This window comes from Citrobacter sp. Cb041, from assembly GCF_030336655.1.
GTDB classification, from domain to species: Bacteria; Pseudomonadota; Gammaproteobacteria; order Enterobacterales; family Enterobacteriaceae; genus Citrobacter; species Citrobacter braakii.
This window is the reverse complement of record NZ_JAOWDD010000042.1, coordinates 282,205-306,199: the sequence shown is the minus strand read 5'-3', so window position 1 is coordinate 306,199 and position 23,995 is coordinate 282,205. Positions and strand designations below refer to the sequence as shown.

At 50.7% G+C, this 23,995-nt stretch carries 22 protein-coding genes; 10 read left to right on the top strand and 12 right to left on the bottom strand.

Annotated elements, in window-relative coordinates:
• Window positions 1–164: 164 nt before the first annotated feature.
• Entirely contained in the window at window positions 165–395 is a 231-nt protein-coding gene (chaB, locus tag OGV52_RS20255; RefSeq protein ID WP_016153288.1) for a putative cation transport regulator ChaB, read from the bottom strand.
• Between the two features lie 275 nt (window positions 396–670).
• Between chaB and chaA the strand changes: the two genes are divergently transcribed.
• Window positions 671–1,771 carry a sodium-potassium/proton antiporter ChaA gene (chaA, locus tag OGV52_RS20250; protein ID WP_016153289.1) on the top strand — a complete coding sequence of 367 codons (1,101 nt, stop codon included), beginning with the start codon at window positions 671–673 and terminating at the stop codon, window positions 1,769–1,771.
• Window positions 1,772–1,923: 152 nt separating this feature from the next.
• Here chaA and kdsA read toward each other — a convergent pair whose 3' ends face one another.
• From kdsA to hemA, 6 genes are read right to left on the bottom strand one after another with little or no spacing between them, the layout of a single operon-like run.
• The gene (gene kdsA, locus OGV52_RS20245) at window positions 1,924–2,778 is read right to left on the bottom strand and encodes a 3-deoxy-8-phosphooctulonate synthase (protein ID WP_016156739.1); all 855 of its coding nucleotides are present in this window, start codon (window positions 2,776–2,778) and stop codon (window positions 1,924–1,926) included.
• Between the two features lie 35 nt (window positions 2,779–2,813).
• Window positions 2,814–3,623: an invasion regulator SirB1 gene (gene sirB1 / locus OGV52_RS20240; protein WP_003020775.1), complete on the bottom strand. Its 810-nt coding sequence runs from the start codon at window positions 3,621–3,623 to the stop codon at window positions 2,814–2,816.
• Window positions 3,624–3,625: 2 nt separating this feature from the next.
• Complete coding sequence (gene sirB2, locus OGV52_RS20235; RefSeq protein WP_016153291.1) at window positions 3,626–4,018, bottom strand: invasion regulator SirB2; 393 nt, start codon at window positions 4,016–4,018, stop codon at window positions 3,626–3,628.
• Window positions 4,015–4,848, bottom strand: a complete 834-nt coding sequence (gene prmC, locus OGV52_RS20230; RefSeq protein ID WP_016156740.1) for a peptide chain release factor N(5)-glutamine methyltransferase — start codon at window positions 4,846–4,848, stop codon at window positions 4,015–4,017. Before prmC ends, sirB2 begins: the two co-directional genes overlap by 4 nt.
• On the bottom strand, window positions 4,848–5,930 hold the full coding sequence (gene prfA / locus OGV52_RS20225) for a peptide chain release factor 1 (RefSeq protein ID WP_016153293.1): 1,083 nt from the start codon (window positions 5,928–5,930) through the stop codon (window positions 4,848–4,850). Before prfA ends, prmC begins: the two co-directional genes overlap by 1 nt.
• A gap of 41 nt (window positions 5,931–5,971) precedes the next feature.
• Window positions 5,972–7,228: a glutamyl-tRNA reductase gene (gene hemA, locus OGV52_RS20220; protein ID WP_016153294.1), complete on the bottom strand. Its 1,257-nt coding sequence runs from the start codon at window positions 7,226–7,228 to the stop codon at window positions 5,972–5,974.
• Window positions 7,229–7,439: 211 nt separating this feature from the next.
• On the opposite strand from hemA, the gene lolB reads away from it, so the two are divergent.
• The 4 genes from lolB (at window position 7,440) to dauA (ending at window position 11,883) form a co-directional block, all read left to right on the top strand.
• The gene (lolB, locus tag OGV52_RS20215; RefSeq protein WP_047358971.1) at window positions 7,440–8,063 is read left to right on the top strand and encodes a lipoprotein insertase outer membrane protein LolB; all 624 of its coding nucleotides are present in this window, start codon (window positions 7,440–7,442) and stop codon (window positions 8,061–8,063) included.
• A complete protein-coding gene (ispE, locus tag OGV52_RS20210) occupies window positions 8,060–8,911 on the top strand; it encodes a 4-(cytidine 5'-diphospho)-2-C-methyl-D-erythritol kinase (protein ID WP_287109057.1) in 852 nt (283 codons plus the stop codon). The genes lolB and ispE overlap by 4 nt, the downstream gene beginning before the upstream one ends.
• 217 nt (window positions 8,912–9,128) lie before the next feature.
• Complete coding sequence (gene prs, locus OGV52_RS20205) at window positions 9,129–10,076, top strand: ribose-phosphate diphosphokinase (RefSeq protein WP_001518537.1); 948 nt, start codon at window positions 9,129–9,131, stop codon at window positions 10,074–10,076.
• 124 nt (window positions 10,077–10,200) lie between these two features.
• Complete coding sequence (gene dauA, locus OGV52_RS20200) at window positions 10,201–11,883, top strand: C4-dicarboxylic acid transporter DauA (RefSeq protein WP_029139565.1); 1,683 nt, start codon at window positions 10,201–10,203, stop codon at window positions 11,881–11,883.
• A 97-nt stretch (window positions 11,884–11,980) separates the two neighbouring features.
• Here dauA and OGV52_RS20195 read toward each other — a convergent pair whose 3' ends face one another.
• A complete protein-coding gene (locus OGV52_RS20195) occupies window positions 11,981–13,444 on the bottom strand; it encodes a pyridoxal phosphate-dependent decarboxylase family protein (protein ID WP_016156743.1) in 1,464 nt (487 codons plus the stop codon).
• A 15-nt stretch (window positions 13,445–13,459) separates the two neighbouring features.
• A complete protein-coding gene (locus tag OGV52_RS20190) occupies window positions 13,460–14,845 on the bottom strand; it encodes a diaminobutyrate--2-oxoglutarate transaminase (protein WP_019076946.1) in 1,386 nt (461 codons plus the stop codon).
• Between the two features lie 611 nt (window positions 14,846–15,456).
• Between OGV52_RS20190 and lysC the strand changes: the two genes are divergently transcribed.
• Window positions 15,457–16,818 (top strand): lysine-sensitive aspartokinase 3, encoded by a 1,362-nt coding sequence (gene lysC, locus OGV52_RS20185; RefSeq protein WP_016156744.1) that lies wholly within the window; start codon window positions 15,457–15,459, stop codon window positions 16,816–16,818.
• 124 nt (window positions 16,819–16,942) lie between these two features.
• Here the strand turns inward: lysC and ychH are convergent, their stop codons facing one another.
• The gene (ychH, locus tag OGV52_RS20180; RefSeq protein ID WP_016153301.1) at window positions 16,943–17,224 is read right to left on the bottom strand and encodes a stress-induced protein YchH; all 282 of its coding nucleotides are present in this window, start codon (window positions 17,222–17,224) and stop codon (window positions 16,943–16,945) included.
• A 274-nt stretch (window positions 17,225–17,498) separates the two neighbouring features.
• On the opposite strand from ychH, the gene pth reads away from it, so the two are divergent.
• From pth to OGV52_RS20165, 3 genes are all read left to right on the top strand, one after another.
• A complete protein-coding gene (gene pth, locus OGV52_RS20175; RefSeq protein WP_287109056.1) occupies window positions 17,499–18,083 on the top strand; it encodes an aminoacyl-tRNA hydrolase in 585 nt (194 codons plus the stop codon).
• A gap of 115 nt (window positions 18,084–18,198) precedes the next feature.
• Complete coding sequence (gene ychF / locus OGV52_RS20170; protein ID WP_016153303.1) at window positions 18,199–19,293, top strand: redox-regulated ATPase YchF; 1,095 nt, start codon at window positions 18,199–18,201, stop codon at window positions 19,291–19,293.
• A gap of 214 nt (window positions 19,294–19,507) precedes the next feature.
• Window positions 19,508–20,683 (top strand): tyrosine-type recombinase/integrase, encoded by a 1,176-nt coding sequence (locus OGV52_RS20165; RefSeq protein ID WP_287109055.1) that lies wholly within the window; start codon window positions 19,508–19,510, stop codon window positions 20,681–20,683.
• A 165-nt stretch (window positions 20,684–20,848) separates the two neighbouring features.
• Here OGV52_RS20165 and OGV52_RS20160 read toward each other — a convergent pair whose 3' ends face one another.
• Complete coding sequence (locus OGV52_RS20160) at window positions 20,849–22,021, bottom strand: DUF3800 domain-containing protein (RefSeq protein WP_287109054.1); 1,173 nt, start codon at window positions 22,019–22,021, stop codon at window positions 20,849–20,851.
• Between the two features lie 209 nt (window positions 22,022–22,230).
• Between OGV52_RS20160 and OGV52_RS20155 the strand changes: the two genes are divergently transcribed.
• Window positions 22,231–22,833 carry a site-specific integrase gene (locus OGV52_RS20155; RefSeq protein ID WP_047498029.1) on the top strand — a complete coding sequence of 201 codons (603 nt, stop codon included), beginning with the start codon at window positions 22,231–22,233 and terminating at the stop codon, window positions 22,831–22,833.
• 249 nt (window positions 22,834–23,082) lie between these two features.
• Here the strand turns inward: OGV52_RS20155 and OGV52_RS20150 are convergent, their stop codons facing one another.
• A complete protein-coding gene (locus OGV52_RS20150) occupies window positions 23,083–23,955 on the bottom strand; it encodes a LysR family transcriptional regulator (protein WP_047498027.1) in 873 nt (290 codons plus the stop codon).
• Window positions 23,956–23,995 lie beyond the last annotated feature (40 nt).

The window sequence follows — 23,995 nt, the reverse complement described above, 5'->3', positions numbered from 1 at the left end:
CAACTTTTTTGACGCCTTCCGGGCTTTTTTACTGCTCATTTTGAAACCAATAGCTGGACAATAGGCAATTCACCGCTCGCTTGCAAGCCAGTAACCGCGCGGCGTAGCACGATTCGCTAACGCCTGATGCAAGCGAGTTTATAAAGGCATTATAATTGATACTGTTACGTCTTTTTATGCCATTTACCATCATCACCTTTTTGGTAATCATTTTTAACCGCGGCCCACGCCACCTTATGTGCAGTCTCTTCTCGGGTGGCATCGTCACGGCGGTCAGATTTGTCTTTATACTGTTCCCAGGCGCTGTTGAAAGCTTCTTTATAAATGTCCTGAGCATGGGCTGGCAGAACGTGCTGCACGCTGTCAGGCAGATCGCTTTTAGATTTATAGGGCATTGTGAACTCCTCTTTTTAGGCTAAACCTTAAGTGTGGTTAACAATGCGGCGAGACGCCAATAATGGACATTTTTAAAAATTTTCTTTACCTAACCTTCTGTTAATTAAACAGTCTATAAACAAGAAATTGGTTTTTGGCCGCTTTGAGAGGGAAAACAGGTGATGTAGTAAAATTTCGTAAAATGTCACCTACAAAACCACGTTTTCTGTTATTTTTTACATTCTTTAATACTTTTTATAATTATAAATACCTGCAGAGATGGAGAATTAATGCAATGACACAAGCACATGAGGCGGTAAAAACCCGCCACAAGGAGACCTCTCTCGTCTTCCCGATTTTGGCGCTGGTAGTACTGTTCTTCTGGGGGAGCAGTCAGTCACTACCAGTGGTCATCGGTATTAATGCGCTGGCCCTTATTGGTATATTAAGCAGCGCATTCAGCGTTGTCCGTCATGCGGACGTATTAGCGCATCGACTTGGCGAACCCTACGGGTCGCTGATCCTCAGTTTGTCCGTTGTTATTCTTGAAGTCAGCTTAATCTCCGCATTAATGGCAACCGGCGATGCCGCACCTACACTCATGCGCGATACGCTGTATTCAATCATTATGATCGTAACCGGGGGTCTGGTCGGTTTTTCATTACTGTTAGGTGGCCGTAAATTTGCCACTCAGTATATGAACCTATTTGGTATTAAGCAGTATTTAATCGCCCTGTTCCCACTGGCCATTATTGTACTGGTATTCCCGATGGCGTTGCCAGGGGCAAATTTCACTACCGCGCAGGCGCTGTTGGTGGCGTTAATTTCTGCGGCGATGTACGGCGTATTTTTGCTGATTCAAACTAAAACGCACCAAAGTCTGTTCATTTACGAGCATGAAGACGAGGGTGACGACGACGACCCGCATCACGGTAAGCCGTCAGCGCACAGCAATCTGTGGCACGCCGCCTGGCTTATCATTCATCTGATCGCTGTTATCGCCGTGACCAAGATGAACGCCAGCCCGCTTGAGACCTTGCTGACTGAACTGAATGCGCCAGTCGCATTTACGGGTTTCCTGGTCGCGTTACTGATACTTTCGCCTGAAGGACTGGGCGCACTGAAAGCGGTTCTGAGCAATCAGGTACAGCGGGCAATGAATTTATTCTTCGGTTCGGTGTTAGCCACAATTTCGCTGACCGTACCGGTGGTGACGCTGATTGCATGGGCAACCGGGAATGATTTGATGTTTGCGCTGGGGGCGCCAGAGATGATTGTGATGGTTTCATCACTGGTTCTGTGTCAGATCTCTTTCTCCACCGGACGCACCAATGTGCTTAACGGTGCAGCGCATCTGGCACTGTTTATCGCCTATCTGATGACAATATTTGCCTGATTATTATTTTAGACGTACCGCACGGTCCTCTTGAGGGCCGTTTTCTTTTCTGCCGATATAACACAATCGATGGCGCGTCTGGTGCCTGACGGCGACCTTGACACCCTTTTCAAATAGCAGGCCGGAGGGAAATTCCGGCCTGTCACACTCACTTAGTTCTCGGTATCCAGCTCGTCGAAGCTTTTCACCAGGTCATCAATCGCTTTAATCTGCGTCAGGAACTGTTCCAGCTTCGCCAGCGGCAGCGCGGATGGACCATCGCATTTCGCATTGGCTGGATCCGGATGCGCTTCAATAAACAGACCTGCCAGACCAACCGCCATACCGGCACGCGCCAGTTCGGTAACCTGCGCCCGACGACCGCCGCTTGCTGCGCCAAACGGATCGCGGCACTGCAGCGCATGGGTAACGTCAAAAATCACCGGTGAGTTGCCGGAGACTTTCTTCATCACGCTGAAGCCCAGCATGTCCACAACCAGGTTGTCATAACCAAAGTTCGCACCACGGTCGCACAGAATAACCTTATCGTTGCCGCCTTCATGGAATTTATCCACGATGTTGCCCATCTGAGCCGGGCTGATGAACTGCGGTTTCTTAACGTTGATTACAGCACCGGTTTTCGCCATCGCTTCCACCAGATCGGTCTGACGAGCGAGGAATGCCGGAAGCTGAATCACATCCACCACATCAGCAACAGGCTGTGCCTGGCTGGCTTCGTGAACGTCGGTGATCACTTTTACGCCAAAAGTCTGTTTCAGTTCCTGGAAGATTTTCATCCCTTCTTCAAGGCCCGGTCCACGGTAAGAGTGGATGGAAGAACGGTTGGCTTTATCAAAGGAGGCTTTAAACACGTAAGGGATACCCAGCTTTTGAGTAACGGTTACGTAGTGCTCACAAATGCGCATCGCCAGATCGCGGGATTCCAGCACGTTCATTCCGCCAAACAGCACGAACGGCAGGTCATTTGCCACGTTGATGTCGCCAATGCTAACCACTTTTTGTTTCATAGGATCGCCTTAAACGGTAGGTAAAGTGTGATTAATCAATGCAATACAATTTGTTTGTGCGAAATAGTATTAATTTGCGCACGAATCATTTCGCTGATCGGGTCTTCCGGACACTGTTCAACGAAATAACTTAAATCTGTCAGCGCAACATGTTCGCACTCGAGCTGCGCGTATATTAAACCACGATCGCGAATTTCATACGGATCTTCAGGATTAAACTGCAATAGTGCTTCACTGGCACGCAGCGCCAGCTCCATTTGCCGCTCTTCCATCAGTGATGATTTCAGCGTGTCGAGCAGTTTGCGGATCACTTCCGCGTTATCCGCTTCATCCAGGTCTTCGTTAAACAGCTCCGCGACCGGGCTGATGTTCCCCTTCAACCACACTTCCAGCGTGTGCTCATTTAACGTTTCGCCATTGAATGGATTGATTAGCCACATTTCACCATCGAGCGACTCAATACGAAGGATCAGTTGCGTCGGGAAAATCACCGGTACCAGCGGCAGCTCCAGTCTGTTGGCAATCCACAATAAGATCGCCCCCAGAGACACGGCGCTACCCTGCCGATTTTTCAGTACCTGGTCAAGCCAGAGTGCATCAGAAAGACGATAGACGCCGTGGGTATCCGTAAATCCCCATTCGCCGTAAAAAAGTGCCAGCAGTTTTTCCAGTTGCTCATCCTGAGACAGGAGCTGGCTAATTTCTTCTTGCGCCAGACTGACCAGACGTTCCAGTTCGTCGTAGACAGTTTGTGTTGGAAAATCCAGACGGATAGACTCCGACGCCAGGATCATCCCATCACACAATGGCGCTTTATTAAATTCGAAATCAGCTAACGACCTCATGCTTACCCCAGTAACGGTATTTTTGTGGTGGCGAGTTTAATGATGATGTACAGCACCACCAGCGCCAGCGGAAATGCGACTAATCGCGCCTGCTGACTGCGCGCCCGACGATAATCGAGCGCAATAAAACCCAAAACGATGTAAATGATAACCCCAAACAGCTTTTCAGTCAGCCATGTCCCGTGCTCAGTGAATGGCAGGATGTGCGCTTTAACCATTAACGCCACGCCGCTGAGTAATAAAACGGTATCCACAACCGGTGGCACAATGCGCGTCCAGCGTGCGCAGGCAAGACGCGAGTCGGTGTAACGCCACCAAAAACGCAGCGTCAGCAAGCCAACGGAAAGCGCAATACTGATGAGATGAATGTTGAGTAACACACTGAAGGTACTCATGATGGGATGCGTCCAAGCGTAATACGCTCGTTGCCGCCATAATCACGACAGGTTTCAACCGCCTGGTAACCCGCACGAGTAAAGACGTCCCGGACGGCCTGCCCCTGCTGCCAGCCATGTTCCAGCAACAGATAGCCGCCGGGCGTTAACACGCGCTGAGACTGGTCAATGATATGCACGATATCCGCCAGTCCTCGATCGCCCGCCACCAGTGCCGACAGAGGTTCAAAGCGTACATCGCCTTGCGCCAGGTGCGGATCCTGTTCGTCGATATACGGCGGATTGCTGACAATCATGTCAAACTGCTGTCCCTGCAAAGCGCTGAACCAGTTGCTTTGCAGCACGCAAACATTGTCGATGCCCAAATGCTGTTTGTTGCGAGTGGCCAGCGCAACGGCATCCGGCATGCGGTCAACCGCCGTTACCGCGCAATCCGGACGCTCGGTTGCCAGTGCCAGCGCAATGGCGCCCGTGCCGGTTCCCAAATCGAGAATGCGGCACGCTGAGGCCGGCAGGCGAGCAAGCGCCTGTTCCACCAGACACTCAGTATCCGGACGAGGGATAAGCGTAGCCGGAGACACAAACAGCGGCAACGACCAGAACTCCCGCACGCCGGTTAAATGCGCCACCGGCTCACCCCGCTGACGGCGCTCCAGTAATGTGTCGAGCTGTTGACGCTGCGCCTCGGTTAATACCGTTTCACCGAAAGCCAAAATAAAGGTGCGTCCCTTACCGGTAACAAACTCGAGCAAAATCTCGGCGTCACGGCGCGGGCTTTCACTTGCCTGTAATTGGCTTATCGCTTCACGCAGCCAGTGCTGATAATCCATTAATCCTGCTCGGACAACGCCGCCAGTTGGTCGGCCTGGTATTCCTGGACAATTGGCTCAATGAGCATATCCAGTTTGCCTTCCATCGCTTCATCCAGACGGTAGAGCGTCAGGTTAATGCGGTGATCGGTCACGCGACCCTGCGGGAAGTTATAGGTACGGTTGCGATCGCTGCGATCGCCACTGCCCAACAGATTGCGACGCTCAGAGGCTTCTGCCTGTTGACGTCTTGCCACTTCGGCGGCACGAATTCGCGCCCCCAGCACCGACATCGCTTTCGCTTTGTTTTTATGCTGCGAACGTTCGTCCTGGCATTCCACTACGATACCAGTCGGCAAGTGGGTAATACGGATTGCGGAGTCGGTGGTGTTAACGTGCTGCCCCCCTGCGCCTGATGAGCGGAAGGTATCAATACGCAGATCGGCCGGGTTGATGTCCGGCAGTTCGGCATCCGGCAGTTCCGGCATGACCGCGACCGTACAGGCCGAGGTGTGAATACGGCCCTGTGACTCCGTCGCAGGTACGCGCTGCACGCGATGCCCACCGGACTCAAATTTCAGTCGACCGTACACGCCTTCGCCGCTAATTTTAGCAATGACTTCTTTAAACCCGCCATGTTCGCCTTCGCTGGCGCTCATGATCTCTACCCGCCAGCGACGCGATTCAGCGTAACGGCTGTACATGCGGAACAGATCGCCGGCAAACAGCGCGGCCTCATCACCACCGGTTCCCGCACGCACTTCGAGGAAGGCGTTACGTTCGTCATCAGGATCTTTAGGCAACAGCAGAACCTGCAGATGTTGCTCCAGCTGCTCGCATTTATCTTTTGCTTCACGCAGTTCATCCTGCGCCATTTCACGCATTTCAGGATCGTCGAGCATCATCTGAGCCGTCTCGATATCTTCCTGAACCTGTTGCCAGTCCGTAAAACAGCGAGATACATCGCTTAATTGCGCATATTCGCGCGACAGTGCACGAAAGCGTTCCTGGTCTGCGATAGTACCCGCATCCCCGAGCAGCGCCTGAACTTCTTCATGGCGTTCATGCAGGGCTTCCAGTTTGGCAACGATAGAAGGCTTCATAGGCGTAAATGCACCCTGTAAAAAATAAGATTGGTGTGCTGCTACTCCAGCCCGAGGCTGTCGCGCAGAATATTCAGGCGTTCACTATCCCCGTCACGGGCGGCCTGTTGAAGTGATTTGGTTGGTGCATGGATCAAGCGGTTGGTCAGTTTCCAGGCCAGATCCTGCATAATGGCTTGCGCATCACCACCCTGTTGAAGAGCGGCCAACGCTTTGGCGGTCAGTTCATCACGAATCTGTTCTGACTGACTGCGATACTCGCGGATAGTTTCACTTGCGCCCTGAGCGCGTAGCCAGGCCATAAATTCGCTGGTTTCCTGCGCCACAATGGTTTCGGCTTCCACGGCCGCCGCTTTGCGCTGGGCCAAGTTATGCGAAATGATGCTTTGCAGGTCGTCAACGCTGTACAGATAGGCGTTGGACAACTTACCCACTTCCGGCTCGACATCGCGCGGTACGGCGATATCCACCAGCAGCATAGGTTGATTACGGCGATTTTTAAGCGCGCGCTCCACCATTCCTTTGCCGATAATCGGCAGCGGGCTGGCGGTAGAACTGATAATAATATCGGCATCCTGTAAACGCGCGTCGATATCACTCAGCGAAATCACTTCGGCGCCGACTTCATCCGCCAGCACTTGCGCCCGCTCGCGGGTACGGTTGGCGATGATCATCTTCTTCACTTGATGCTCACGCAGGTGTCGCGCCACCAGCTCAATGGTTTCGCCTGCGCCCACTAACAGCACGGTCACCGTGGAGAGCGATTCAAATATCTGCCGCGCCAGCGTACAGGCGGCAAAAGCCACGGACACGGCGCTGGCACCGATGTCTGTTTCTGTACGTACACGTTTAGCGACAGAGAATGATTTCTGGAACATGCGCTCCAGCGCACTGGCGTTCAGGTGACCTTTTTGCGAATCCGCAAAAGCTTTTTTCACCTGCCCCAGAATCTGCGGTTCACCAAGCACCAGCGAATCCAGACCGCTGGCAACACGCATCAAATGACTGACGGCGTCGTTGTCCTGGTGCCAGTACAAGCTATTGCGCAAGTCTTCTTCATTAAGATTATGGTAATCGCACAGCCAGCGAACCAGCGCTTCTTGCAGGTTATCCTGCTCTTCAACGCTGAGATACAGTTCTGTACGGTTACACGTCGACAGCACCACCCCGCCCTGCACCATTGGCTGCGCAAGCAGGCTGTCCAGCGCCTGATCGAGCGTATCCGGCGAAAACGTTACGCGTTCTCGCAGCGATACAGGTGCCGTTTTATGGTTAATACCAAGCGCTAAAAGGGTCATGTGTGCGGGAATAGTACCAGCGTTGATAAGGTTAGACTGGGTGCATCATACAGGATGCGTGCGGTCAATAAAAGAGACTGACCCCTTTTGGAGTAATAGCTTAGTGCACAAATTTGAGCGATTTAAGATAACTTGAACGTAGACGATGTATGATGGCGGCGCTAGCATTAAGAGTTATAACTGCAACGTATCTCAAGGATTTGTCATCATTATGACCCTGCCTGATTTTCGCCTGATTCGCCTGCTGCCGTTGGCGGCCCTGGCTCTTACCGCCTGTACGCTCAACGCGCCGAAAGGTCCCGGCAAAAGCCCTGACTCTCCACAGTGGCGCCAGCACCAGCAGGAAGTACGCGCCCTGAACCAATATCAGACGCGCGGTGCGTTTGCGTATATTTCCGATCAACAGAAAGTCTATGCCCGCTTTTTCTGGCAACAAACCGGACAGGATCGCTATCGTCTCCTGCTGACCAATCCCCTGGGCAGCACTGAACTGGAACTCAATGCCCAGCCGGGCAACGTCGAACTTGTCGATAACAAAGGCAAGCACTACACCGCTGACGACGCCGAAGAGATGATTGGTAAACTGACCGGCATGCCTATTCCATTGAATAGCCTGCGCCAGTGGATCCTTGGCCTGCCGGGAGACGCCAGCGATTACAAACTCGACGATCAGTATCGTCTGAGTGAAGTGAACTACAGCAAAGACGGTAAAAACTGGAAAGTGGTCTATAGCGCCTACGACAGCAAAATTAAGCCTGCGATGCCGGCAAACATGGAACTGTCCGACGGCGATCAGCGTATTAAGCTGAAAATGGATAACTGGATTGTGAAATGATGACCCACTGGCCCTCTCCGGCAAAACTGAATCTGTTTTTATACATCACCGGGCAGCGTGCGGACGGTTATCACACTTTGCAAACGCTATTCCAGTTTCTTGATTATGGCGACACGTTAGGTATTGCGCTGCGTGGCGACGGCGAAATCCGCCTGTTAACGCCGGTGGAAGGCGTTGCACATGAAGACAATCTCATTGTCCGTGCGGCGCGCTTGCTGATGAAGGCGGCGTCTGAAAGCGATCGCCTTCCCAAAGGGAGCGGCGCCGACATCAGTATCGAAAAACGCCTGCCGATGGGCGGCGGTCTTGGCGGAGGTTCGTCGAATGCGGCTACCGTCCTGGTGGCGCTGAATCACCTTTGGCAGTGCGGACTTTCGGTTGATGAACTGGCAGGACTCGGCTTAACGCTGGGGGCGGACGTTCCCGTATTCGTGCGCGGCCATTCGGCCTTTGCCGAAGGCGTAGGTGAAATTCTGACGCCGGTCGAGCCAGAGGAAAAATGGTATCTGGTCGCACACCCGGGAGTCAGTATTCCGACGCCGGTGATTTTTAAAGATCCCGACCTCCCGCGCAACACGCCAAAAAGGTCAATAAAAACGTTACTAAAATGTGAATTCAGCAATGATTGCGAGGTTATCGCAAGAAAACGTTTTCGCGAGGTTGATGCGGCGCTTTCCTGGCTGTTAGAATACGCGCCGTCGCGCCTGACTGGTACAGGGGCTTGTGTCTTTGCTGAATTTGACACTGAGTCTTGTGCTCGCCAGGTGCTTGAGCAAGCCCCGGAATGGCTCAAAGGCTTTGTGGCGAAAGGTGTCAACCTCTCCCCATTGCACAGAGCGTTACTCTAAATCATTCGGGTTTCAGGAAGATGGCGAAATATGCCAGCACACATGAAACGTGAAAGATGACGAGTAAGCCGGGCAAGCTGAGTTGCGGTGACAACGTCACCCTGTTCCAGACGTTGCATCGCGCTCTTTAATACACCGCATGGAGAGGATACTGCCTGGCCCGCACAGTTTTCGGCAGATTCTTTCCACCAATGGACGCATGCCTGAGGTTCTTCTCGTGCCTGATATGAAGCTTTTTGCTGGTAACGCCACCCCGGAACTAGCACAACGTATTGCCAACCGCCTGTACACTTCACTCGGCGACGCCGCTGTAGGTCGCTTTAGCGACGGCGAAGTCAGCGTACAAATTAATGAAAATGTACGCGGTGGTGATATTTTCATCATCCAGTCCACTTGTGCCCCTACTAACGACAACCTGATGGAATTGGTCGTTATGGTTGATGCGCTGCGCCGTGCTTCCGCAGGCCGTATCACCGCCGTTATTCCTTACTTCGGCTATGCACGTCAGGATCGTCGCGTACGTTCCGCTCGTGTACCGATTACTGCTAAAGTCGTCGCTGATTTCCTGTCCAGCGTTGGCGTTGACCGCGTCCTCACCGTTGACCTGCATGCTGAACAGATCCAGGGCTTCTTTGACGTACCGGTTGATAACGTATTCGGTAGCCCGATCCTGTTAGAAGACATGCTGCAGCTGAATCTGGACAATCCGATTGTGGTTTCTCCGGACATCGGTGGCGTCGTGCGTGCCCGCGCTATCGCTAAACTGCTGAACGATACCGACATGGCTATCATCGACAAACGACGCCCGCGCGCGAACGTTTCTCAGGTGATGCACATTATTGGTGACGTTGCAGGTCGTGACTGCGTGCTGGTTGATGATATGATCGATACCGGCGGTACGCTGTGTAAAGCAGCAGAAGCACTGAAAGAACGTGGTGCAAAACGCGTATTTGCTTACGCTACCCACCCGATCTTCTCAGGTAATGCGGCAAACAACCTGCGCAATTCAGTGATTGATGAAGTCGTTGTCTGTGACACTATTCCACTGACTGACGAAATCAAAGCACTGCCAAACGTGCGTACATTGACCCTGTCGGGTATGCTGGCCGAAGCGATTCGTCGTATCAGCAACGAAGAATCCATCTCTGCTATGTTCGAGCATTAATCGAGCCCGGCTCAAAAACCCGCTGCGGCGGGTTTTTTTATCTGCAACATCTATTTGTATGACTTATGCCTCCTTCACCTGCCATTTAGTTGACAGATGATGCGCTCATGGATGAAACATTATTGTGAACAGATTATTTTCCTCACATGTGATGCCTTTCCGCGCCCTCATCGACGCTTGTTGGAAAGAAAAATATACCGCTTCTCGCTTTACCCGCGACCTGATCGCCGGGATAACCGTTGGGATCATTGCCATTCCGCTGGCGATGGCCCTGGCAATAGGCAGTGGCGTGGCGCCGCAGTACGGCTTGTATACCTCAGCCGTGGCTGGGATTGTTATCGCCCTTACCGGGGGTTCACGTTTTAGCGTATCTGGCCCAACTGCCGCCTTCGTGGTGATTCTGTATCCGGTGTCGCAACAGTTTGGGCTGGCAGGCCTGCTGGTCGCAACGCTAATGTCCGGGATATTCCTGATCCTTTTCGGCCTCGCCCGTTTTGGTCGCCTGATCGAATATATCCCGGTATCCGTTACGTTAGGTTTTACATCGGGTATTGGTATCACCATCGGTACCATGCAGATTAAAGATTTTCTCGGTCTGCAAATGGCCCATGTCCCGGAGCACTACCTGCAAAAGGTCGGCGCGCTGTTTATGGCCCTGCCAACCCTCAACGTTGGCGATGCCGCAATTGGCGTGGTGACGCTAGGGATCCTGATTTTCTGGCCGCGTCTGGGGATCCGACTGCCGGGCCACCTTCCTGCACTGCTGGCAGGCTGTGCGGTAATGGGGATTGTGAACCTGACCGGCGGCCATGTCGCCACCATCGGTTCTCAGTTCCACTACATTCTGGCTGATGGCTCGCAGGGTAACGGTATCCCGCAGTTGCTCCCGCAACTGGTATTACCTTGGGACATGCCGGAGTCAAACTTTACCCTGAGCTGGAGCTCGTTACAGGCGCTGTTACCGGCCGCCTTCTCCATGGCGATGCTCGGGGCGATTGAATCTCTACTGTGCGCCGTCGTACTTGATGGGATGACTGGCACCAAGCATAAAGCCAACAGTGAGCTGATTGGCCAGGGCCTGGGCAACATCGTGGCACCGTTCTTCGGTGGTATCACCGCCACGGCGGCAATTGCCCGTTCTGCGGCAAACGTCCGCGCCGGGGCGACCTCACCAATTTCAGCGGTCATCCACGCGATTCTGGTGATCCTTGCCCTGCTGGTGCTTGCGCCGCTGCTTTCCTGGTTACCGCTTTCCGCCATGGCCGCCCTGCTGCTGATGGTGGCATGGAACATGAGTGAAGCGCATAAAGTGGTGGATCTGCTGCGTCATGCGCCAAAAGACGACATCATTGTCATGCTTATGTGTATGTCGCTGACGGTGCTATTCGACATGGTGATCGCCATCAGCGTCGGTATCGTTCTCGCCTCCCTGCTGTTTATGCGTCGTATCGCGCGCATGACGCGTCTGGCGCCGGTCAACGTAGACGTACCTGACGATGTGCTGGTGCTGCGCGTTATTGGCCCACTTTTCTTTGCCGCTGCGGAGGGATTATTTACCGATCTCGAATCGCGTATTGCAGGTAAACGTATTGTGGTCTTAAAGTGGGACGCGGTCCCGGTACTGGATGCCGGTGGTCTGGACGCTTTCCAGCGTTTTGTAAAACGCCTCCCGGAAGGGTGTGAACTGCGGATCAGTAATCTGGAATTCCAGCCGTTACGTACCATGGCGCGCGCGGGCATTCAGCCGATTGCCGGACGCCTGACGTTCTTCCCGAATAAAGACGCCGCGCTGGCAGATATCAGCTGACGTGTAGCCCGGCCAGGCGAAGCGCCACCGGACTACAAATGACAGGCAAAAAAATGGCTCCCGTGTGTGGGAGCCTTTTTTATAATCAGCTTATTGCTTACGCGTTCAGCAGTTGCTCAGCTGTCGCTTTCACGCTTGCCAGCAGGACTTTGACATCCTCCAGACACACCGTTGGGTTCAGCAGCGTCAGCTTCAGGCAGGTTACGCCATCTGCTTCGGTCACGCCAACGTTGGCGCTACCAGAAGCCAGCAAAACGTCGCCAATACGCTGGTTCAACAGCGCAACGAACGCCATGTCGTCACTGTGCGGACGGAAACGGAACAGCACGCTTGCCAGCTGCGGCTCCATCACCAGTTCCAGGTGTGGCTGAGTTTTCACAAAAGCAGCCACATCACGCGCCAGCGTTACGCCGTTATCAATGATTTCGGCATACTGCTTTTTGCCCAGCGCTTCGAGACCCATCCACAGCTTCAACGCGTCAAAACGGCGCGTGGTCTGCAGCGATTTCGACACCAGATTCGGTACGCCCGCCTCTTCATCAAAATCAGAGTTCAGGTACGCCGCCTGGTAACGCATCAGCTCGTAATGACGCGCGTCTTTCAGCAGGAACGCGCCGCAGCTGATGGTCTGGAAGAACTGTTTGTGGAAGTCCAGCGTCACGGAATCCGCCAGTTCAAGGCCGTTCAGGAAGTGACGATACTGCTCAGAAAGCAGTAACGCCCCGCCCCATGCTGCATCCACATGCATCCAGATCTGGTGTTCTGCCGCCAGCGCCGCAATGTCCGCTAACGGATCGATTGCACCCGCATCGGTAGTACCAGCAGTGGCGACAATCGCCATCACCTGTTCGCCGTTGGCTTTCGCCTGGGCCAGCTTGTCTTTCAGGTCAGCCAGATCCATGCGTGAGAACGCATCGGTCTTCACCTGGGTGACGGAACGGTAACCCAACCCCATCAGCGCCATGTTCTTCTGCACAGAGAAGTGCGCGCTTTCAGAGCAAAATACTTTGATTTTGCTCAGGTCGCCGGTCAGACCATTCTGCTGAATGGAATGCCCCTGGCGGGCAAAAAAGGCGTCGCGCGCCAGCATCAGGCCCATCAGGTTGCTCTGGGTGCCGCCGCTGGTGAACACGCCCGCATCGCCTGCCGCATAGCCCACCTGCTCACGCAACCATTCGATCAGTTTGATCTCAATGATGGTCGCCGACGGGCTCTGATCCCAGGAGTCCATACTCTGGTTGGTGGCGTTGATCAACACTTCTGCCGCCTGGCTAATCACCAGGCTCGGGCAGTGCAGGTGCGCCACGCACTGCGCATGGTGAACCAACAAGCTGTCTTTCAGAAAGTATTCAACCGCACGCTCAATAGCGGCCTGGTTGCCCAGGCCCTGAGACGTAAAATTCAGGTTGATACGTTCGCGCAGTTGCTCAACGGTTTTGCCCTGATACATCTCAGGTTGCTTCAACCATTCAACGACCGCTTGCGTACTCTGCTCGATAGCGTCCTGGTAGGCAGCGATGCTTTGTGCCGAGCCGGACAGAATCGGATTTACGTCTGACATTCGATCCAACTCCGTTTAAACCGGCTTCACGCCAGCGCCCAGCAGGGCATTTTCGAATTTATCGAGGAAAATCTCCAGTTCTGCGTTGGTGATCAACAGAGACGGCAGCAGACGCAGTACGCAACCGTTACGGCCGCCACGCTCAAGAATCAGGCCGTTTTCGAAACATTTTTTCTGCAGCAGCGCGGAAAGCTCGCCATCGGCCGGGTAGCAGCCCATGTGATCCTGCGCTTCGTTCGGCTTAACGATTTCCAGACCAATCATCAGGCCCAGACCACGTACCTGGCCGATAACCGGGTAACGTTTCTGCAGGTCAGTCAGTTTGCCTTTCAGCCACTCGCCCTGGGCAGCAACTTTATCGGCAATCTTGTCGTCTTTGAGGATTTTCAGCGTTGTCAGACCGGTCGCCATCGCCAGTTGGTTGCCGCGGAAGGTGCCAGTGTGATGGCCCGGAGCCCACGCATCGAACTGCTTTTTAATGCCCAGTACCGCCAGTGGCAGACCGCCGCCAACCGCTTTGGACATCACGATGATATCCGGCTCAATACCAGCGTGTTCGAAGGCGAACAGTTTACCCGTGCGCGCGAAGCCTGCCTGAACTTCATCGATAATCAGCAGAATGCCGTGTTCCTGGGTCACTTTACGAATACGCTGCAGCCACTCGATCGGAGCCGGGTTTACCCCGCCCTCGCCCTGCACCGCTTCGAGGATCACGGCAGCCGGTTTACGCACGCCGCTCTCAACGTCGTTGATCAGGTTTTCGAAGTAGTAGGTCAATGCTTTGACGCCAGCGTCGCCGCCGATACCCAGCGGGCAACGGTACTGATGCGGATACGGCATAAACTGCACTTCCGCCATCATGTTGCTGACGGCTTCTTTCGGCGACAGGTTGCCGGTCACGGACAGCGCGCCGTGGGTCATCCCGTGGTAGCCACCGGAGAAGCTGATGATGCTGGAACGGCCGGTAACTTTCTTCGCCAGCTTCAGCGCCGCTTCAACGGCATCGGCACCGGACGGCCCGGTGAACTGCAGGCAATACTCTTTGCCCTGGCCCGGTAATAAAGAAAGTAAATACGATGAGAATTCATCTTTTAACGGTGTGGTAAGGTCAAGCGTATGTAACGGTAAGCCGCTTGTGATGACACTTTGAATGCTCTGCAGCACTTCAGGATGATTATGACCAAGCGCCAGGGTTCCGGCACCTGCCAGGCAATCAAGATATTGATTATTTTCTACGTCAGTAATCCAGACGCCCTGCGCTTTAGCAATCGCTAATGGCAGTTTACGTGGATAGCTGCGGACATTAGATTCAAACTCAGCCTGTCTTGCTAAAAAGGTATCATTGCTCTGTGGTAATGAATTAGCACTTAAAGTATCAATACGGACTTTATCCGTCATCATATCACTCCTACAACCAGGTGTAGATTAACGCCTGATTGAATAAATGGTTATAAGGGTTACCTGTAAAAAAGCGCGGCTAATATATGTTGTTTTAGCCCTGGACTCAATCATTTATTTTTCAACACATTTAGCGGGTGTTTTTTCTTTATAATTCAAAGTGTAACAGCCACCCCTCATTACGAAATCCTAAAGAAATATATCTATTTAATTAACAATTACCGTAGCCAATTGCAACGCATACGATGTTATAAAAACCATGTAATTTTCATGTTTTTATTATTTTTTTACACGTTTTTACCATTAATAATGTACGCGTTTTCTTGTTACGACATGATTTTTCACTTATTTGTCGATAAATCGAATAAAAAAGTCGATCCCTAAATATAAATCACTTAGTATGGCGCGCTTATTTGCAGGCTATGTAAATAAAATTAATGCGCAGCACCCGGTAACGCGTACAGGCGACACGCGTTTTCGACAACAGGAATTCCCTGGGTTGTCAGCAGAAATGTTCGCGGGCGGACATTTCGTAAGGCGAACACCGTTTCCCCTTATGCCGAGAATGAAAATTTTCTAGCCATACTTTTATGGCGCCCTGATATGAGATTGTTATGACTCGCATTTATCCACCATCCGTCGTTGCCAAATTTGGCGGCACCAGCGTCGCTGATTTTGATGCGATGAACCGAAGCGCCAGCATTGTCCTTGCTGATCAAGATGTCCGTTTAGTCGTACTGTCTGCTTCAGCAGGCGTTACAAACTTACTGGTCGAGCTTTCTGAAGGTCTGGAAACGCATCAACAATTAGATAAGCTTGAGACCTTACGCGCCATCCAATACAACATTATTTCCCGCCTGAAGCAGCCGTCCGTTATCAGCACGGAAATCGATAATCTTCTCAACAACATCCGCCATCTTGCACAAACGGCGACCGTTTCACCGTCTGATGCGCTAAGCGATGAATTGGTCAGTCACGGCGAGCTGATGTCCTCTTTACTGTTTACTGAAGTCTTACGTGAACGGCATGCCGAGGCCGGGTGGTTTGACGCCCGCAGCGTGATGCGTACCAACTCCAGTTTCGGCTGCGCCGAACCCGAACTCAGTACCCTGCACCACCTGGTGGAGACTCACCTGCGCCCTCGTCTTGAGCAAGCGATTATGGTGACCCAGGGGTTTATCGGCCGGGATGCCGCAGGGCATACCACTACGCTGGGACGCGGTGGTAGTGATTACACGGCGACGCTTCTCGGTGAGGCGCTTCACGCCGCACGCGTGGACATCTGGACCGATGTCGCAGGGATCTACACCACCGATCCGCGCATTGCGCCGCGGGCCAAACGGATTGACCACATCTCATTTTCCGAGGCCAGCGATATGGCGGCCTTCGGTGCGAAGGTCCTCCACCCGGCTACGCTGCTTCCGGCAATGCGCAAAAGCATTCCGGTCTTTGTTGGCTCAAGTAAGGATACGGCTGCCGGTGGTACGCTGGTGCATAACACCACCGACAACCCACCTCGCTATCGTGCGCTTGCCGTGCGCCGTAAACAGACGCTGTTGCGATTACATAGTCTGGAGACACAACCGTCCGGTTCTTTCCTGGCGCAGTCCTTCGCCATTTTAGCTCGCCACGCGGTCACGGTGGATTTGGTTACAACCTCAGAGAACAGTATTGCACTGGCGCTGGACGCGACTCACGCAACCTCAGGTGAAGATCATATACTGACCAGCGCATTGTTTACCGCATTATCCTCCCACTGTCGTGTGGAAGTGGAAACCGGATTGGCATTGGTGACTTTGGTGGGGAATCGGCTGACTCAGGCGGCGGGGGTTTGCAAAGACGTTTTTGCCTGGCTTGAAGGGCATACGGTGCGAATGATTTGCCACGGCGCGTCAAATGACAACCTGTGTTTCCTGTTGCCCGCTGAAGACGCGGATAGCGCGGTTAAAACGTTACATTATCGGTTATTCGAATAACGTTTCTTATATTCCGTAGCAAATATAAAAGTGCGTTCTATGCAAGGATAATGAACAAGCAGAGTCCTGGTTTTTCAACCAGGACTTTGTATTCAAACCGCAGCCCTCTCTGCCGGGAAACGATTTAGTTATGACGATGAGTGGTATCACCGCGACGACAGCGTTTGTCATAATGGCGTACCCACCAGTAACGGTCACTGATTTGCTCGTGCCCGCCCACTCTGGCTCCCGCCAACCACAGAACACCACCTACAAAAATACTGAGCACGGCACCATGTGCGAAAAACTGTGGCAGATTAAATTGCGGCAATTGGTTTAAAATAGAGTAACCAACACCCCCCACCATCACCACCAACCCTAAAGCCATGAGCACGTTACCGAGTAACGAAGCGTTTTTGCGTTTCATGTGTCACCTCCGGAACTTTGGGTTGCTACAGGGAATACCCCTAATCCTTATGTGTAAAGTATAGACAACACTGCCGTTCGCAAGTGCGGGAGCGATCACAATTACAAACACTCGCGCAACAAAACTTTACAAATAAGCTACTGAACACACTCAATTTCTAATAGTCCATTTGTGCAATTATTCAGTTTTTGGCGATTAGAACGCAGTTTTTTGTCAAGAGCAGCATCAGACAGTAAACTACACGTCGTTTATGGAAACACTCAGGACAAAACACGTGACGATTAAATTGATTGTCGGCCTGGCGAACCCCGGCGCAGAGTATGCGGCAACGCGACACAACGCAGGCGCATGGTATGTCGATTTACTGGCAGAGAGATTACGCGCGTCCCTGCGTGATGAGCCGAAATTCTTCGGCTACACCTCCAGAGTAACGCTCGAAGGGGAAGATGTCCGTTTGCTGGTACCGACCACATTTATGAATCTCAGCGGCAAGGCCGTGGGTGCGATGGCCAGTTTTTATCGTATCAACCCCGATGAAATTTTGGTCGCGCACGACGAATTAGACCTGCCGCCTGGCGTGGCAAAATTTAAGCTCGGTGGCGGTCATGGCGGACATAATGGCCTGAAAGACATCATCAGCAAGTTGGGCAATAACCCCAACTTTCATCGTTTACGCGTGGGAATTGGTCATCCGGGTGATAAAAACAAAGTTGTCGGATTTGTTTTAGGCAAACCGCCTGTTTCAGAACAGAAGTTAATTGATGAAGCAATTGACGAAGCGGCACGTTGTACCGAGATTTTATTCAAAGATGGCCTGACCAAGGCAACGAGCCGGTTACACACCTTTAAAGCGCAATAAGCAGCGATGTGCGGCATTTTTCTCGCGTGCTGTGTATAATAGGCAGAGTTATTTACTTTTCTACAATCTGTTTTCCATAACAGGTTGAATATCAAAAGATTAAGGTGATTTAAACATGGGATTCAAATGCGGTATCGTCGGTTTGCCAAACGTAGGCAAATCCACCCTGTTCAACGCGCTCACAAAAGCGGGTATTGAAGCGGCAAACTTCCCGTTCTGTACTATCGAGCCGAACACAGGTGTTGTCCCGATGCCCGATCCGCGTCTGGATCAGTTGGCCGAAATCGTCAAACCGCAGCGTATCCTGCCAACAACGATGGAATTCGTCGACATTGCCGGTCTAGTAAAAGGCGCGTCCAAAGGCGAAGGTCTGGGTAACCAGTTCCTGACGAACATCCGTGAAACCGAAGCTATCGGCCACGTGGTTCGCTGCTTTGAAAACGACAACATCATCCACGTTAATAACAAAGTGGATCCGGCTGACGACATTGAGGTTATCAATACCGAACTGGCGCTGTCTGACCTGGATACCTGTGAGCGCGCTATCCATCGCGTACAGAAGAAGGCCAAAGGCGGCGATAAAGACGCTAAAGCGGAACTGGCTGCACTGGAAAAATGCCTGCCACAACTGGAAAACGCTGGCATGCTGCGTGCGTTGAAAACGCTGACTGATGAAGACAAAGCGGCTATCAAATACCTGAGCTTCCTGACGCTGAAGCCAACCATGTATATCGCCAACGTCAACGAAGACGGTTTTGAAAACAACCCATACCTCGATAAAGTGCGTGAAATCGCCGCAGCTGAAGGCTCCGTGGTGGTTGCAGTTTGCGCTGCCGTTGAAGCTGACATCGCAGAACTCGATGATGCTGACCGTGAAGAATTCATGGCTGAAATGGGTCTGGAAGAGCCAGGTCTGAACCGCGTAATCCGCGCTGGTTACGAACTGCTGAACCTGCAGACCTACTTCACCGCTGGCGTGAAAGAAGTTCGTGCATGGACCATTCCTGTTGGCGCAACGGCTCCGCAGGCGGCGGGTAAAATTCATACTGACTTCGAGAAAGGCTTTATCCGCGCACAAACCATCGCGTTTGAAGATTTCATCACCTATAAAGGTGAACAAGGCGCGAAAGAAGCCGGTAAGATGCGTGCAGAAGGTAAAGATTACATCGTTAAAGATGGCGATGTGATGAACTTCCTGTTCAACGTCTAATTCGCTTCTGTTGTCTCATGCGATCTCAGTGAATCGCATGAAGACCGAAAAACCCTATAAAATCCACGCACTTGCGTGGATTTTTCTTTTCATAATGTCTCAACTCATCTCATAACAGCGCAGTCAAAAATGAGTACAGACATGAATACAATCAGTTTTCATCTTCATTTTAGGTGAGTGCAATAGCGGTCTAAGAAATAGACAAGGACTCGCTATGCTCACTGATACGCAATGCCGCACTGCTAAGCCGAAAGAAAAACGCTATCGACTCAATGACTTCAATGGTCTCTACCTCGAAGTAAAACCCAACGGCAAAAAGGCATGGCGCTATCGGTTTAAACTCAACGGTAAATCCAGCATGTTTGCGCTGGGTGAGTACCCGACGGTCAAACTTGCCGAAGCTCGCGAGAAATGCGAGCAAGCGCGTAAGCAAGTCGCAGATGGAGTTAGCCCGACACAGGCTCGTCAGTTAGATAAGATTCGCAAGGTCAATGACGCATCTAACACCTTTGAGCTGATCGCCAAAGAGTGGTTGCAGATGAAAGACCAGGCCGAAATTACCAAAACGCGGCGACTTGATATGCTTGAACGTGTGGTTTTCCCCGCCATCGGCAAACTTCCTATCAGGGAAATCACCCCGCACCACATTCTTAAAATTCTTCAGAAAACGGCTAAGCGCGGCGCTCCGACCGTTGCCGCTGAAGCCCGCCGCACCATTTCATCAGTTTTCGAGTTGGCAGTAGCGACACTTAGAGCTGATAGTGATCCTGTCTGGCCCGTGCGCAAAGCTCTTCCGGCAAACAAAACGCAGCACAAACAGGCATTGAATCCGCCGCAAATCGGGAAACTATTAAGCTGTTTTGACAACAGTCGCGGCTCATACCAAGTTAACTATTGCATGTGGCTTATGTGGTGGACGCTGGCGCGACCAGCCGAAGTAACTGAGGCAGAATGGACAGAATTCGATCTCGATAACGCACTGTGGACGATTCCGTCAACGCGAATGAAAGCTCGCAGAGAACACGTTATTCCCCTTCCCTCCCAGGCTGTCAACATGCTCAGAACACTACAGGGATTAACCGGGCATCGACACCATCTCTTTCCGGGCCGTGATAACCCGCGTGGCCCGATGACATCACACTCGCTGCGTCAACTACTTAAAAGCCTCGGCTGGAGCGGTACTTATAGCCCACATGCAACCAGAACCACAGGAAGTACGCGCTTAAACGAGATGGGCTATCGACCTGATGCTATCGAAGCTCAGCTTGCGCACGCTGATACCAACAATGTTCGTCGCACATACAACCATGCAACTTATCTTGATGAGCGTACAGTGATGATGCAGGAATGGGCTGATATGTTGGACAAATGGGTAGCAGGATTCGAGTAGAACTTGCTGCACTTAGTGAACCACGAGGATAGAACTCATTCCTCAGGGTCCACTTTGTGCCAGGAGCGGACGTTGCTATGTTGTGGTGCGTTAATCAAGCGTACGGCCAAGAAAATGCGGGAAGAAAAAGGCCGCTAATGCGACCCAAATTGAACAGGAAATCAGCTATTGATATTGAGAAAGATACTCTGCAACTCCATTCGCCGGATTTAGTCCACCGGTATAGACTGTTCCTAGTTCTTGAGGCGTAACATATGTTGTAGGCCATATAACCATATCTTTAAAATAGTTATCTATTTTAATTCTTTTGAGCTCTTTAAAGAGATAATCATCTAATTCATTTCGTTTTAAACAATTAACATAATAAGCTGCCGCACTTGCCACTATATCTACGACTTGTAGTTGAGGATATTCTTGCGATGAATGAAATGTCAAAGAGCGAGCTTTAATTGGTAACTCAAAAGTCCTTCTATCATATCCATATACCTCCGTAATTTTTGACATATCCATAAACTTATTAAAAATATCTTGTTGTTCTGTAATCGCTTTGGAATCGTCATGCTTAATATAAAAACCGTTGGGATATAATTTACCCCATTCTATACAGTGTTTGAAGAGAGAGGGTATGGAAGGATCTAGTGTATTTTTTTCAACATCTTCTAGAATGTCATCAATTTCATTTTTGGTAATGCTAATTCTATTGATTGTGTCTACAAACCTTTGGTCGCTTGAACATGCCTTTAGCTGATCAACTGACGTGTAAAATTCATCAATAGATTCAGGGGTTTGATTTCTAACCATGCTCATAAATTTTTGATACATTTTATCTGTTTTCTCCTCTCCACAGAAAGCTGGGAAACAGAAATAATAAACATTAGATAGAGCAAGATTCTGCCCATTTTTATAAAGATCTAACCCTCGATTGAAACACCATGTTTCGATTAAAATATCAACAATTTTTGTTGTTAACATATACTTTTTATCGACCAAAAAGATTTTGACATTTTCTTCATTGACGTACTTGCTTTCAAGCAGTCTAATAATTCCATCTTGGCCTGATTTTCTACGTCTAAGAGTTTTAAAGTGAGCTTCTGTTGGTGACTTGCTTCCAGTTAGCTCTAATGCTTTAAGTGCATCTGGTTTATTAATGCTACTTGAACTTAAGGTGAAAAAAGGTTGTGTTGAATCAAGTAAATTTCCACCGGTATTACCCGACTCATCAAAGAATATATTAGGTTTTATGTGCATCATTTTATTTTTCTTTGCAGCTAACTCTCTTATTTTTTCGTTTTTCTGCTTTTTCTTATTCACGCGTCTACTTTGACTATTCTTACCCATAAAACCTCCTGATTAATTTGGAACAAGAATGTTAATTTAAAATAATAATAACATAGAGATGAAAATATCACTTAATACAAGTTTAATTCTATATTTTACATCAAGCTTGACTCACTATTTTTTGATAAGAGTAAAATAGTGAGGATGTCCGCTCCTCGCTCATAAGGGACAACCATACTCAAATCTCCAACATTGCAGGAGATTTGAGTATGAACATGTCACCGTGGAACAAAGACCGTATCATAGGCCAAAAAAGACCACTTCAGATATCTCATATCTGGGGGATCCGAATCCGGCTTGAACTGGAAGGTAAAACGCGTGATTTAGCTCTGTTCAACATGGCCTTAGACAGTAAGCTACGAGGCTGTGATCTGGTCAAACTCAAAGTATCTGATGTTGCATATGGTAGCTCTGTTTCAAGCAGAGCAACGGTGTTGCAACAGAAAACCGGTAGCCCTGTGCAATTTGAGATAACCAAAGGGACAAGAGAAGCTGTTGCTGCATTGATACAGCTTAGCAATTTGCACAGTAAAGACTTCTTGTTTCGGTCTAGGGTCGGAACTAACCAGCACATTTCAACCCGGCAATACAACCGAATCTTTCATGGGTGGGTAGAAAAGCTTGGTCTCGAAGATTCGCTTTACAGCACACATTCCATGAGAAGAACAAAACCTTACCTGATCTACAAGAAAACCAAGAATCTTCGGGTGATCCAACTTCTGTTGGGCCATAGGAAACTGGAAAGCACAGTCCGTTATCTGGGCATTGAAGTCGATGATGCGTTAGAGATCTCTGAATCGATTGAAGTCTAAGGTTGTCAGGGCTGCAACAGCAGCCCTGTGCCAATGGCAGACTGGCAACGAACGAATCAGAGAGCAGATGCCATTCTTACTACAAAACAGTGGTCAAATTTCTTGACCAATCCCAGGAAAGAAATCTTCAGCAACTCTATTAAATTGCATTAGTCAATCCTGAAACTGAAAGCCTGCATCGATAATAGATCCATATAGAGTATTTACCAGCCCAAAAGCCCTAACGGCACAATATGGTTGTGGAATACCTCAGTGGGATGAAACAAAGGAAACAAAGCAATTCAATACCCGGCTAACCTCACGATTTTTAAGCCATATCATCATAGTATTGACATTACCAATGTGAGGAGTAATAGAGTGGCACCGTATGGGGAAGCTCGTTTCATACTGTTTGACGACGCTCTCAGGCAATAATGCAATGCCCATTCCGGCACTTACGCAACCAAGTATTGCCTGAAAAGAACCAAACTCCAGCGGGTCGTCATAATCGACATTTTGTAGCCGTAACCATTGCCCAAGCCGGGAACGATAATTACATCCTTTCACAAAGACGAGCGGCCTTGTCACCTCCAGATCGGCTCCCGTCACGACATCACCATGCTCTGCGGCCGTAACCAGAACCAGGGTTTCCTGACACAGCACCTGCGTTTGTAGCCTTGAATTGTCTACGTGCAACGCCTTGTGGTCAGCGACGAAGGCAATTTCAAGTTCACTATTCTGGATCTGACGAACTAACACATCTGTCGGTGACGTTTTTAAGTTTAATTCTACGGAGGGCATTTCACGGTGGAAGTTTGCCAGCAAAGCAGGAAGTCGGACGGCGGCAGTGGTTTCCATTGCGCCAATGCGCAGAGGGCCAGCCACTTTCGTTCCCTGCATAGACAACTCGGCTTCGTCTAAAAGCGCGAGGATTTTGTTAGCGTAACGCAGAAGCAGTTCACCTTCAGGGGTGATGTGAAGACGATTCTTCTCGCGAACAAACAACGAAACATCCAGGCTGGACTCCAGTTGCTTGAGCCGCGTCGTGACGTTTGAAGAAACGCAGTGCAGATTACGGGCTGCTGCGGTGATAGAGCCGGTTTCCGCGACGGTTTTAAACAAATTTAATGAGGTACTGTTCATCGTGTCTGTCACTCAAAGTGAAGGTTTTCGTCATTTTTAT